General features: G+C 70.6%; 13 protein-coding genes. 9 read left to right on the plus strand and 4 right to left on the minus strand.

Annotated features, from left to right (window positions below):
* Positions 1-34 precede the first annotated feature (34 nt).
* Positions 35-832, plus strand: coding sequence for a phosphatase PAP2 family protein (locus tag HLK59_RS03850; protein WP_171139762.1), 798 nt, complete (start codon positions 35-37; stop codon positions 830-832).
* Positions 829-1,812 (plus strand): hypothetical protein, encoded by a 984-nt coding sequence (locus tag HLK59_RS03855; protein WP_171139763.1) that lies wholly within the window; start codon positions 829-831, stop codon positions 1,810-1,812. The genes HLK59_RS03850 and HLK59_RS03855 overlap by 4 nt, the downstream gene beginning before the upstream one ends.
* A gap of 6 nt (positions 1,813-1,818) precedes the next feature.
* Here the strand turns inward: HLK59_RS03855 and HLK59_RS03860 are convergent, their stop codons facing one another.
* Positions 1,819-3,870: a phospholipase C, phosphocholine-specific gene (locus HLK59_RS03860; protein WP_171139764.1), complete on the minus strand. Its 2,052-nt coding sequence runs from the start codon at positions 3,868-3,870 to the stop codon at positions 1,819-1,821.
* Between the two features lie 348 nt (positions 3,871-4,218).
* On the opposite strand from HLK59_RS03860, the gene HLK59_RS03865 reads away from it, so the two are divergent.
* From HLK59_RS03865 to HLK59_RS03875, 3 genes are read left to right on the plus strand one after another with little or no spacing between them, the layout of a single operon-like run.
* Positions 4,219-5,292, plus strand: a complete 1,074-nt coding sequence (locus tag HLK59_RS03865) for an aromatic ring-hydroxylating dioxygenase subunit alpha (protein ID WP_171139765.1) — start codon at positions 4,219-4,221, stop codon at positions 5,290-5,292.
* Positions 5,289-5,474 (plus strand): hypothetical protein, encoded by a 186-nt coding sequence (locus HLK59_RS03870; protein WP_171139721.1) that lies wholly within the window; start codon positions 5,289-5,291, stop codon positions 5,472-5,474. Before HLK59_RS03865 ends, HLK59_RS03870 begins: the two co-directional genes overlap by 4 nt.
* Entirely contained in the window at positions 5,471-6,409 is a 939-nt protein-coding gene (locus tag HLK59_RS03875) for a PDR/VanB family oxidoreductase (RefSeq protein WP_171139766.1), read from the plus strand. The genes HLK59_RS03870 and HLK59_RS03875 overlap by 4 nt, the downstream gene beginning before the upstream one ends.
* On the opposite strand, the gene HLK59_RS03880 is transcribed toward HLK59_RS03875, so the two are convergent.
* Entirely contained in the window at positions 6,324-7,178 is an 855-nt protein-coding gene (locus tag HLK59_RS03880; protein WP_171139767.1) for an IclR family transcriptional regulator C-terminal domain-containing protein, read from the minus strand. The genes HLK59_RS03875 and HLK59_RS03880 overlap by 86 nt on opposite strands.
* A gap of 188 nt (positions 7,179-7,366) precedes the next feature.
* Between HLK59_RS03880 and HLK59_RS03885 the strand changes: the two genes are divergently transcribed.
* The 4 genes from HLK59_RS03885 to HLK59_RS03900 are packed head-to-tail and all read left to right on the plus strand — an operon-like array spanning position 7,367 to position 10,735.
* Complete coding sequence (locus HLK59_RS03885) at positions 7,367-8,338, plus strand: ABC transporter substrate-binding protein (RefSeq protein ID WP_171139768.1); 972 nt, start codon at positions 7,367-7,369, stop codon at positions 8,336-8,338.
* Positions 8,335-9,108: an ABC transporter permease gene (locus HLK59_RS03890; RefSeq protein WP_171139769.1), complete on the plus strand. Its 774-nt coding sequence runs from the start codon at positions 8,335-8,337 to the stop codon at positions 9,106-9,108. The genes HLK59_RS03885 and HLK59_RS03890 overlap by 4 nt, the downstream gene beginning before the upstream one ends.
* A gap of 8 nt (positions 9,109-9,116) precedes the next feature.
* Entirely contained in the window at positions 9,117-9,896 is a 780-nt protein-coding gene (locus HLK59_RS03895; RefSeq protein WP_171139817.1) for an ABC transporter permease subunit, read from the plus strand.
* Positions 9,897-9,916: 20 nt separating this feature from the next.
* Positions 9,917-10,735 (plus strand): ABC transporter ATP-binding protein, encoded by an 819-nt coding sequence (locus tag HLK59_RS03900; RefSeq protein WP_171139770.1) that lies wholly within the window; start codon positions 9,917-9,919, stop codon positions 10,733-10,735.
* 27 nt (positions 10,736-10,762) lie between these two features.
* On the opposite strand, the gene HLK59_RS03905 is transcribed toward HLK59_RS03900, so the two are convergent.
* Together HLK59_RS03905 and HLK59_RS03910 are read right to left on the minus strand one after the other, a co-directional pair.
* Positions 10,763-11,458, minus strand: coding sequence for a GntR family transcriptional regulator (locus tag HLK59_RS03905; protein WP_171139771.1), 696 nt, complete (start codon positions 11,456-11,458; stop codon positions 10,763-10,765).
* Positions 11,459-11,571: 113 nt separating this feature from the next.
* Positions 11,572-12,573 carry a proline racemase family protein gene (locus HLK59_RS03910; RefSeq protein WP_171139772.1) on the minus strand — a complete coding sequence of 334 codons (1,002 nt, stop codon included), beginning with the start codon at positions 12,571-12,573 and terminating at the stop codon, positions 11,572-11,574.

Raw genomic sequence — 12,573 nt, forward strand, 5'->3', positions numbered from 1 at the left:
CAGCCCGCACCACCGTCAGCGAAGGGGCCGGGGGATGAATGCCCGAACCGAGCCTGCAGAAGCGGAGACCCGCGCCATAGCGCGGCCGCCGCTCGTCCGTGAGCTCCTGCTCGTCGCAGGACTCTTCCTCGTCTACAAGCTCGGCCGTCAGCTGGCGACCGGCCACACCGGAGAGGCGTTCCGCAACGCCCGCCGCGTGTGGGACCTGGAACGAGCCGTCCACCTGCCCGGCGAGGGCGACATACAGAATCTGCTGCTGCACGGCGACTCCCTCGTGCATCTCGCGAACACCTACTACGCGACGGTCCACTTCCCGGCCACCTTGGCCTTCCTTGTCTGGATGTACCTGCGCCGCCCGGCGCACTACGTGTGGGCCCGCCGGGTGCTGGCCACGCTCACCTCCGCGGCCCTGGTGCTGCCCTTCGTGTTCCCGCTCGCGCCGCCTCGGATGCTCGCCGCCACGGGACTCGTCGACACCGCCCATGTGTACGGACCCTCGGTCTACGGCCCGCCGTCCTCGGACCATCTCTCCAACCAGTTCGCGGCGATGCCGTCGCTGCACTTCGGCTGGGCCCTGATGGTGGCGGTCGGCCTGATCGTGGCGACCCGCTCGCGATGGCGCTGGCTGTGGCTGCTGCACCCCTTGGTGACATTGGTGGTGATCGTGGGAACCGCGAACCACTACTGGCTCGACGCGATCGTGGCGGCGGCCATGCTCGGTATCGCGCTCGCGGTGATCCGGCCGCCGCGCCGCACACCGGTGCCCCCGGGGCCCGCCCAGCAGGCCCCGGCCCCGATCAAGAAGAACGTCCTGGTCGGAGCCGGCCGATGAGCGCCACCGCCCTCGCCGTCGTCCTCTCGCTCTTCTCCGCCGTCGCCTACGCGGGCGCGGCCGTCGCCCAGGAGCGGCTGGCCTCCCGCGACCCCGGTTCGGGGATGCTGCGGCTGCTGGGCTCGGGCGCCTGGTGGTGGTCCGTCGCCCTCAACGCCTGCGCCGCCCTGCTGCACGTGGTGGCCCTGAAGTACGGCCCGCTGACCGTGGTCCAGCCGCTCGGCGCGCTCACCCTGGTCGCCGCGGTGCCCATGGGCGCGCGGGTCGCCGGGCGGCGGGTCAGCGCGACGGAGTGGCGCGGTACGGCGTACACCCTGATCGGCCTGGCCGCGATCCTCGTCGCCGCCTCCGGCCCGGCGCCCGACGACGTGCTCAGCGCGCCGGAGGCACTGGCGGTCGCCGGGGTGACGGCCGCGGTGATCGGTTTCCTGGCCCGCCGGGGCACCCGTCCCGGCCTGCGGCACGCGTCCGCGTCCGGCTTCGCCTCCGGAGTCGCCTCGGCGCTCACCCAGACCGTGACGGTGGCCGCGACCGACCGCTCGGACTCCCTGCTGAGCGTGCAGGTCATCGGCGTCGCGCTGCTCGTCGCGGCGTTCGCCGCGGGCGGTCTGCTGCTGTCCCAGGTCGCCTACCGGGGCGGCCTCGGCGCTCCGCTGGCGGTGGTGACCCTGGCGAATCCGGTGGCGGCCGCGGTCATCGGCCTGTCCCTGCTGGGCGAACGCCTCCAGGGTGGCGCGACGGGCATCCTCCTCGCACTGGCCGGGGCGGGGCTCTCGGCGTGGGGTGTGGTGCTGCTGAGCCGGGTGGTGCCGGAGGTGGTTGCGGTGGATGAGACGTACGACGACGGCGTCATGGCATCCGACGACCACGCCCATGACCACCCTGTCGCCGCTGTCCTGGCCCTGGAAGCCGCGAAGGTGCCGCCCGAGTCGGTGCTGATGCCCCGGCAGCCAGGACCGGGGCATCTCACACCGTTGTGAGCCTGTCTACTCGGTGACGATCGCCGGGTCGCTCACCCCGGGCCGCCCGTTCTCGACGTGCCCGGCGAACCTCCGCAGGAACGCCGGGTCGGCGTCGGAGGTGACGGTCAGGTCGTACCAGCGCCGGCTCGCCGCGAGGTCCACGCAGTGCCTGACGGTGGTCCCGGGTCGCACGGTGACGGTGCGGGCACGGCCGCCGTAGCCGCTGGTGACCTTGAGCCGGGCCGTGGCGGTGCCCTTGTTGGTGAAGGTCAGCTCGACGTCGTCACCGGTGTGGCGTGCGGTGATCTCGGGTCCGGCCGTCCTGTTCGCGCCCTTGAAGGAGCGCACGAAGCCGTTCGGGCCGTGCACGGTCAGGTCGTACGAGCCGCCGGAGTACGCCGAGTTCCAGGTGTCCGCGACGGACTTGCCGGCCTCGGTGGTGTACATCCAGGGGCCGTCGGTGCGGTTGCCCGACGTCACGTGGAAGGCGGCACCGGCCTTGGCGCCGGAGGCGAAGCTCAGTGTGAACCTGCCGGCCGCCGCGTCGACGGAACCGTCCACGCGCGGGGCGTACCTGAGCGGGCGGGACGGACGCAGACCGCGCTCCTGCCTGGGCATGTCCGGGTCGGCCGGAGGTGTCGGCCTGTAGTCGGGGTGCCGCTCGCGGTCCGGCGGCTCGTACGCGTCCGTCTCGGGCAGCGCGGCGGGGCGGCTGTCCTTGCGGGAGAAGTCGAAGGCGGAGGTCAGGTCGCCGCAGACGGCCCGGCGCCAGGGCGAGATGTTCGTCTCCTGGACGCCGAAGCGGCGCTCCATGAACCGCAGGATCGAGGTGTGGTCCAGGGTCTCGGAGTCGACGTAACCGCCCTTGCTCCACGGCGAGACGACCAGCATCGGCACGCGGGGGCCGAGACCGTAGGGACCCGCCGGACGGCCGGCGTCGCCCGGGTAGAGGTCGAGGGAGACGTCGACGGTCGACTTGCCCCGGGAGGCGTCCTTCGGCGGGAGCGGCGGCACCACGTGGTCGAAGAAGCCGTCGTTCTCGTCGAAGGTGATGAACAGGGCCGTCTTCGACCAGACCTCCGGGTTGGAGGTGAGGGCGTCGAGGACCTGGGCGATGTACCAGGCGCCGTAGTTGGAGGGCCAGTTGGAGTGCTCGGAGAAGGCCTCGGGGGCGGCGATCCAGGAGATCTGGGGCAGCTGACCGGCCTTGACGTCCGCGCGGAGCCGGTCGAAGTAGCCGTCGCCGTGCTTGACGTCGGTGCCGGTGCGGGCCTTGTCGTACCAGGGGTCGCCGGGCTTCGCGTCACGGTACTTGTTGAAGTAGAGCAGCGAGTTGTCGCCGTAGTTGCCCCGGTAGGCGTCCGCGATCCAGCCCCAGGAGCCCGCCGCGTCCAGGCCGTCGCCGATGTCCTGGTAGATCTTCCACGAGACGCCGGCCCGCTCCAGGCGCTCGGGATAGGTCGTCCAGCCGTAGCCCAGCTCGTCGTTGCCCATGACCGGGCCGCCACCGGTGCCGTCGTTGCCGGTGTGTCCCGTCCACATGTAGTAGCGGTTCGGGTCGGTCGAGCCGATGAACGAGCAGTGGTAGGCGTCGCAGATGGTGAAGGCGTCGGCGAGGGCGTAGTGGAAGGGGATGTCCTCACGCGTCAGGTACGCCATCGTCGTGGTGCCCTTCGCCGGCACCCACTTGTCGTACTTGCCCCCGTTGTAGGCCTGCTGGCCGTCGGTCCAGCCGTGCGGCAGCCCCTCCAGGAACTGCAGGCCCAGGTCGTCGGCGGTGGGGTGGAACGGCAGGATGTCCTTGCTGCCGTCCGACTGGTGATAGATCGACCTGCCGTTCCCGTGCTGCACCGGGCGCGGGTCCCCGAAGCCGCGCACGCCCCGCAGCGCGCCGAAGTAGTGATCGAACGAACGGTTCTCCTGCATCAGGACGACGATGTGCTCGACATCCTCGATCGACCCCGTGCGGTGGTTCGCCGGGAGCGCGGCGGCGCGCTGGATACTGCTCGACAGCGCGGTGAACGCCGAGGTGGTGCCCGCGAGTTGAAGGAATCTGCGCCGGTTGACTTCGGGCATGGGTGGGTACTGCCTCTCATCCAGGGGTGCGGATGCCGGAACATGACGGGATGCGCGCGGTGCGAGTGTTCCAAGGGCACCGAACGTCAGGGAAGGGTCCGGTGGCGCCTGTGTGAAAGTCGGCGGTACGGGAGGTGCGCAGGGGCGGGTGCCCGGGGACGGCCGCGATCCACGTACCGGGGAGACCGGACCCGGCTCCGTCCCCTCGCCGTCCGCCTGACCAGCCTCTTCACGGAACCTCTTCCGCCTGACAGAAGCCGCCTTGCCCAGCCCCCGCGTGCCTCACGAACCTGGGTCCAACCACGGCACGCGGGGCGACGGCGCCTCGCCGACAGGGATGGGAACGCCATGCCTCACATGACCGCCTTCGCCAGGAACCAGTGGTACGTCGCCGCCTACAGCCACGAGGTGGGGCGGGAGGAACTGCTGGGCCGGACGATCCTCGGGGAGCCGCTCGTGTTCTACCGGACCGAGGAGGAGGGCACGCCCGTCGCGCTGGCCGACCGGTGTGTGCACCGCCGGTTCCCGCTGCACGAGAAGCCGAGCCGGCTCGACGGTGACCGGCTGGTGTGCGGGTATCACGGGTTCACGTACGACACGACGGGCACGTGTGTGTACGTGCCGGGGCAGAAACGCGTCCCGCGCACCGCGCGTGTCGCCTCGTACCCGATCGCCGAGCTGGACTCCCTGGTCTGGGTGTGGATCGGCGACCCGGCCCTCGCCGACGTCGACACCATCCCGCGGGCCCGGCACCTGGACTCCCCCGGCTGGACGACCGTGCGCGGCATGGAGCCCATCGACGCCGACTACGGACTCCTCGTCGACAACCTCCTCGACCTCTCCCACGAGACGTATCTGCACGGCGGTTACATCGGGACCCCCGAGGTCGCCGAGACGCCGATCACGACCGAGGTCGACGAGGGTGCGGGCATCGTGCGGGTGAGCCGGCACATGGACGATGCCGAGTGCCCGCCGTTCTACGCCAAGTCCACCGGGATAGCGGGCCGGATCACGCGCTGGCAGGACATCGAGTACCACACGCCGTGCCTGTATCTGCTGCACAGCCGGGTCGCCCCGGTCGGTGTGGTGCCGGAGGCGGACGGCAGCGACCCGAACGGCTTCCACACCGAGGTGACGTACGCGATCACGCCGTCCTCCGACGGCAAGGTGTACGACTTCTGGATGGTCTCGCGCGACTGGGCGGTCGAGGACGACGAGGTCACCGAGTTCCTGCGGAAGAACAACCACACCGTCGTCATGCAGGACGTGGACGCGCTCAACCTGCTCCAGAAGACGCTCGGCACCGAGCGGACGGGGTACCAGGAGCTGAGCATCAACATCGACACCGGTGGCCTCGCCGCCCGCCGTATCCTCGCCCGGCTGGTCGAGGAGGGCGCCAAGCCCGTGGAGAAGGTCCAGTGAGCAGTCCGACGGGAGAGATCTACCGCATCGACTGGATGCCCGGCACGGACGTGCTGCACGGCACCTGTCACTGCGGCCGCGAGCACACCTCGCAGGACCCGATCGAGATGTGGGAGTGGATGCTCGCCCACCCGCGAGGACACGAGCCGCAAGGACACGAGCCACGAGGAAGCACTTCATGAGTGACGTGTACGAAGCCGAACTCGTCGTCGGTCAGAGGCAGTTCGTCGCCGACGGCGTGCTCGCCCTCACGCTGTGCCACCCCCTCGGCGAACAGCTCCCGGCCTGGGAGCCCGGCGGTCACATCGACGTCATGCTCGGCCCCGGACTGGAACGCCAGTACTCCCTGTGCGGCGACCCGGCCGACCGCACCGCGTGGCGGATCGCCGTACTGCGCGAGCCGGCCGGGCGCGGCGGATCCGCCCATGTGCACGAGCAATTGAGGCAGGGCGACAAGGTGCGGGTGCGCGGTCCCCGCAACCACTTCGCCCTGGAGCCCGCCCCCGGCTACCGGTTCATCGCGGGCGGCATCGGCATCACCCCCATCCTGCCGATGCTGGCGGCGGCGGAGTCCCGGGGCGCGCAGTGGTCCCTGCTGTACGGCGGGCGCACCCGTGACTCCATCGCGTTCACCGGGGAGTTGGGCCGCTACGGCGACCGGGTCACCGTCGCGCCGCAGGACGAGACCGGGTTGCTCGACCTGGCGTCGGTGCTCGACGACGTCCCCGAGGGCACCCTCGTCTACTGCTGCGGTCCTGGTCCCCTGCTGGACGCGGTGGAGGCGCGCTGCCCGGCCGGGGTGCTGCGCCTGGAGCGGTTCACGCCGAAGGAGCAGGAGGGCGGCGAGAACACCGAGTTCGAGGTCGAGTTGGCGCAGAGCGGCCGGACGGTGACCGTACCGGCGGACGTCTCCGTGCTGGACGCCGTGCGCGGCGCAGGTGTGGAGGTGCTCTTCTCCTGTACCGAGGGCACCTGCGGGACGTGCGAGACCGATGTCCTCGAAGGCGCCCCGGACCACCGGGACTCGGTGCTCACGGACGCGGAGCGGGAGGCCGGGGAGACGATGATGATCTGTGTGTCCCGGTGCCGGGGGAAGCGGCTCGTCCTCGACCTGTAGCCATCCCGAGGTCGGCCTCGATCCCGGCGACCGTGTCCAGCAGATGCGGCAGCAGCTCACGGCGGACCGACGCCACGGTGTTGCGGCTGGCGTGCACCGGGATGTTCACCGCCGCGACCACCTCGCCGCTCCGGTCCCGCACCGGGGCGGCGACCGAGCGCAGCCCCTCCTCCAACTCCTGGTCGACGATGGCGTATCCGCGTGCCCGCACCTTGTCGAGCTCGGCGCGCAGCAGGCCCTCGTCGGTGATCGTGCGTGGCGTCAGGGGGCGCAGGTCGGCCCGTGCCAGCCTCGACTCGCGTTCCTCCTCGGTCAGATGGGCGAGGATCACCCGGCCCACCGAGGTGACGTGCGCCGGGAAGCGGGTCCCGACGGTGATCGCGGCCGTCATGATGCGGCGCGCGGGGACCCGGGCGACGTACACGATGTCGTCGCCGTCGAGCACGCACAGGGACGACGACTCCCTTGTGCGGTCGACCAGTTGCTCCAGATGCGGTTCGGCGATCTGCGCCAGCGAGAAGCCCGCGAGATAGGAGTAGCCGAGTTCCAGCACACGTGGCGTGAGCCGGAACGCCCGTCCGTCGGCGTGCACGTATCCGAGGTCGACGAGGGTGAGCAGGAAACGCCGGGCCGCCGCGCGGGTCAGTCCGCAGGTGCGCGCGACCTCGGCGAGCGTCAGTTCCGGGTGTTCCGCGTCGAACGCGCGGATCACGGCGAGGCCCCGCTCGAAGGAGCGGACGAAGTGCGGGGCGCGGGCTGCTGCAGGCATCGTCGCCTCCAGGGGACGCACGAAGTGCGTTGAGCCCGCAGGCCAGACGCACGGTTCGATAACTGTCAACAATATTGTTAGCCAAAGGCATTGACCGCGGCGAGCAAAGACTCTACCTTTCGCGCTGTGCACCACTGTGCGCTATGCGCACAACCTGTCGGAACAACGAAGTCTGCGCAGGAGGAGCCATGCGTCGTCTGCTCGCCGCTCTCGCGGCCGGAGCATTCCTGGTCACCGTGTCGGCCTGTGGCTCGTCCGGGGACAGTACGGGGTCGGACAAGGAGTCGTCGTCCGGCGGCACCACCAAGGTCAAGGTCGGCGTCATCCCCATCGTCGATGTCGCCCCGCTCTATCTGGGGCAGGAGAAGGGCTTCTTCAAGAAGCAGGGTCTGGAGCTGGAGGTCTCGCTCGCCCAGGGCGGCGCGGCGATCGTGCCCGCCGTCGCCAGCGGCCAGTACCAGTTCGGCTTCTCCAACTCGACCTCACTGATGATCGCCCAGTCCAACAACGTGCCCGTGAAGGTCGTTTCCAACGGCATCGCCTCAACGGGCGTACAGGGCAAGGACTTCGGGGCCCTCACCGTGAAGGGCGACAGCTCGATCAAGTCGGCCGACCAGCTGGAGGGCAAGAAGGTCGCCATCAACACCCTGAAGAACATCAACGAGACCGCGGTGCGCGAGTCGGTGCGCAAGGCGGGCGGCGACCCGGACAAGGTGAAGTTCGTCGAGCTCGCCTTCGACCAGATGCCGGCCGCCCTCGACAGCGGGCAGATCGACGCGGCCATGGTGGTCGAACCGGCGCTCGCGACCGTGAAGAGCCAGGGCGCCAAGGAGATCGCCTCACCGCTCGTGGACGTGGCGCCCGAACTCACCGTGGCCATGTACTTCACCTCGACGTCGTACGAGCAGCAGAACGCGGCCGTCGTGAAGAAGTTCCAGACCGCCATCGCCGAGTCGCTCGCCTACGCGGACGCCCACCCGGACGAGGCCCGCCAGATCGTCACCACCTACACGAAGATCCCCGCGGCCGTGCTGGCGAAGGTCACCCTGCCCGCATGGCCGGCCGAACCGAATCGCGCCTCCCTGGACGCGCTGGAGAAGCTCGGCCAGTCGGACGGCCTCTTCAAGACGGCACCCGACCTGGACAAGCTGCTGCCGTGAAAGGACTCAACTTCGCACTCGGCGCCGCCGGGCTCGCGGCCTTCCTCGCCCTGGGCGAGGCGGTGCCGCGGCTCGGCCTCGTCAAAGAGGCCTACTTCCCACCGACCAGCCGCATCGCCGACGCCCTGGGCACCGAGCTCTCCGACGACACCTTCTGGACGGCGCTCGGCGACACCCTCACCGGCTGGGCGCTGGGCCTGCTCATCGCCTCGACGGCGGGCATCGTCATCGGCGTCGCCATCGCGGTGGTGCCGTATCTGCGCGAGGCCACCGCCTCCACGATCGAGTTCCTGCGCCCGATCCCCTCGGTCGCCCTGATCCCCCTCGCGGTGCTGTTGTACGGCACCGAACTGCGCTCGGTGCTGTTGCTCGTCGTCTACGCCTCGTTCTGGCAGGTGCTGATCCAGGTCCTGTACGGCGTCCAGGACGTCGACCCGGTCGCCGAGGAGACGGCGCGCTCCTACGGTCTCGGCCCCTGGGCACGGGTCCGGCACGTGCTGTGGCCGACCGCGCTGCCGTACGTCATGACCGGCGTCCGGCTGGCCGCCGCCGTCGCGCTGATCCTCGCCATCACCGCCGAACTCGTCATCGGCGCCCCGGGGTTGGGCGCCCGTATCGCGGTCGCGCAGAACTCCCAGGCGGTGCCGGAGATGTACGCGCTGATCGTGGTCACCGGTGTCCTGGGGCTGCTCATCAACGTGGGCGCGCGTACCGTGGAGCGGCGGGCCCTGGCATGGCATCAGTCGGTGCGCGGGGAGGTGGCGGTGTGAGGGACAGTGTGAGGAGCGCTCTGCTGCGGCTGTGCTTCGTACTCGCGCTGCCCGCGCTGCTGTTCACGATCTGGTGGTTCGCGTCCGACGGCAGTACCGACGTGTTCTGGCCGCCGCTGCGGACCATCCTGACGACCTTCCCGGACGTCTGGACGGGCCGGCGGTTCGAGGACGACGTGCTGCCCAGCGTGCTCCGGCTCTCGGCCGGGTACGCCGTGGCCGCCGTCGTGGGTGTCGCCGTCGGCCTGGTCATCGGCTCCTACCGGCGGGTGCGGGCGGTGTGCGAGCCGGTCCTGGAGTTCCTGCGGGCGGTGCCCCCGCCGGTCCTCGTCCCGGTCATCATGCTGTTCGCAGGCATCGACGACACGATGAAGATCGTCGTGATCGCCAGCGGCTGTGTCTGGCCGATCCTGCTCAACACGGTCGAGGGCGTGCGCGCGGTGGACTCCGTGATGGCGGAGACGGCCCGCTCGTACGGCATCACGGGCATCGCCCGCCTCAAGGACGTGGTGCTGCGGTCGGCGAGTCCGCAGATCTTCGCGGGGCTGCGGCAGGCCCTGTCGATCGGCATCATCCTCATGGTCATCAGCGAGATGTTCGCGGCCAGCGACGGCCTCGGCTTCACCGTCGTGCAGTTCCAGCGCAGTTTCGCGGTCCCCGAGATGTGGACCGGGATCCTCGTCCTCGGTCTGCTCGGCTTCGTGCTCTCCGTCGTCTTCCAGCTGGTCGAGCGGCGGGTCCTCGGCTGGTACCACGGTCTGCGGGCCTCGACCCGGCGGTCCCCGTGACGCTCACGAAAGGGCGGTCCATGCACGCACTTGTCGTATCCGGCCTGACCAAGGTCTACGAGGGGTCAGGGCGCCGCGTGGAGGCGGTGCGCGACCTCACCTTCACCGTCGAGGCGGGCGAACTCGTCTGCCTGGTCGGCCCGTCGGGCTGCGGCAAGACGACGCTGCTGAAGTGCATGGGCGGCCTCCTCGCCCCGACCGGCGGCGAAGTCCTGCTGGCGGGCCGGAAGGTGAACGGCCCGCCGCCCGGGATGGCGTTCGTGTTCCAGGAGTACGGGCGCAGCCTCTTCCCGTGGAAGCGGGTCGGCGAGAACGTCGAACTCCCACTGAAGCAGAAGAACTTGAGCAAGGCGCGACGCCGGGAGCTGGTCGCCGACGCGCTGGCGTCGGTGGGGCTCGCGGACGCCGCCGGGGCCTACCCCTGGCAGCTGTCCGGCGGGATGCAGCAGCGGGTGGCGATCGCCCGCGCGCTGGCGTACGAGCCCGAAGTGCTGCTGATGGACGAGCCGTTCGCGGCCGTGGACGCCCAGACCCGCGCCGATCTGGAGGACCTGGTACGGCGGTTGTGGCGGGAGCGCGGCATCACCATCCTGTTCGTCACCCACGACATCGACGAAGCGGTGTACCTGGGCGAGCGGGTGATCGTGCTGTCCGCCTCCCCCACCGTCGTACAGGAGCAGCTGAAGGTCGATCTCCCGGACGAGCGCGACCAGTTGCACACCCGGGTGGCCCCGCGCTTCGCCGAGCTGCGGACCCATGTGTACGAGCAGATCCAGGCGGCGAAGCGCGGGGTCCCGCAGGACGCGCTCACGAAGTCGGACACGCCGCCACCTCGCTGAGGGGTGCGGCCGGGCGGGAGACCGGCGTCACTTGGCGGCCCAGAGGCCGCGGACATGCCCGAGGTGGCGGGTCATGACCGTGCGGACGGCGTGCTCGTCGCGGGCGACGAGGGCGTCCAGGATCTCCAGGTGCTCCTCGGCGGAGGCCAGCAGCCGGCCCGCCTCCAGCAGGGCGGTGAGCCCGTAGAGGCGGGAGCGCTTGCGCAGGTCGCCGACGACCTCGACGAGGTGGGTGTTGCCGGCGAGGGCGAGCAGGCCGAGGTGGAAGCGGGTGTCGGCCTCGACGTAGCCGACGAGGTCACCGCGGGCGGCGGCCTGGACGATCTCCCGGGCGGCCGGGCGCAGCGCCTCCAGGGAGACCGGGTCGGCGGTGCCGGCCAGCTCCACCACGGTCGGGATCTCCACGAGGGCACGGATGTGGGTGTACTCGTCGAGTTGCTTCTCGGAGACCGCGGTGACGCGGAAGCCCTTGTTGGGAACGGTGTCGACCAGTCCCTCCTTGGCCAGATCCAGCATGGCCTCGCGCACCGGGGTGGCCGAGACGCCGAAGCGGGCGGCGAGCGTGGGTGCCGAGTAGACCTCGCCGGGGAGCAGCTCACCGGCGATCAGGGCGGCCCGCAGGGCGTCGGCGACCCGTTCCCGGTAGCTGCTCCTCCGGCCGCCCAGGACGGGCAGCGCCGGGGCGGTGGCAGGGGTGGGGGCGCTGGTGCGCTGGGCAGCCATGAGGGCGGTCTCCTAGTGGTGCAATGTCACGCGGCATCGCCATTATCGGCCTCCGGGAAGCCGCCTGGACGCGGAGGGCGGCCGGGGACTGCCTGGGGCTGCCTGGGGAACGTCTAGAGGACGAACCCCGCCGGGAAGGGGTCGGTCGGGTCGAGCAGGTACTGGGCGGTGCCCGTGATCCAGGCCCGGCCGGTGAAGCTGGGCAGGACGGCGGGGAGGCCGGCGACCTCGGTGGTGCCGAGGAGGCGGCCGGTGAACCGGGTCCCGATGAAGGACTCGTTCACGAACTCGGTGTTCAGGGGGAGTTCGCCGCGCGCGTGGAGCTGGGCCATGCGCGCGCTGGTGCCGGTGCCGCAGGGCGAGCGGTCGAACCAGCCGGGGTGGATCGCCATCGCGTGCCGGGAGAGCCGGGCGGTGGCGCCGGGGGCGTACAGGTGGACGTGGTGACAGCCGTGGATGGAGGGGTCCTCCGGGTGGACGGGCTCCGCCTCGGCGTTGATCGCCTCCATGAGGGAGAGTCCCGCCTGGAGGATGTCGTCCTTGCGGGAGCGGTCGAAGGGCAGCCCGAACTCCTCCAGCGGCAGGATGGCGTAGAAGTTGCCGCCGTATGCCAGGTCATATGTCACCGTGCGCCCGTCGGGCAGTGTGATCTTGCGGTCGAGGCCCACGGCGAAGGACGGCACGTTCTTGAGGGTGACCGCCCTCGCGGCACCGTCCTCCACCTCGACCTCGGCGACGACGAGGCCGGCCGGGGTGTCGAGCCGGATCGTGGTGACGGGCTCGACGACCTCGACCATGCCGGTCTCCACCAGCACGGTGGCCACTCCGATGGTGCCGTGTCCGCACATCGGCAGATAGCCGGAGACCTCGATGTAGATGACGCCCCAGTCGCAGTCCGGGCGGGTGGGCGGCTGGAGGACGGCGCCGCTCATCGCCGCGTGGCCGCGGGGTTCGTTCATCAGGAGCTGCTTGATGTCGTCGCGGTGCTCACGGAAGTACAGCCGCCGCTCGTTCATGGTCGCGCCGGGGATCGTGCCGATGCCGCCGGTGATCACCCGGGTGGGCATGCCCTCGGTGTGCGAGTCGACGGCGTGCAGGACGAGTTTGCTGCGCAT

The organism is Streptomyces sp. S3(2020), assembly GCF_013044505.1.
Taxonomy (GTDB): domain Bacteria; phylum Actinomycetota; class Actinomycetes; order Streptomycetales; family Streptomycetaceae; genus Streptomyces.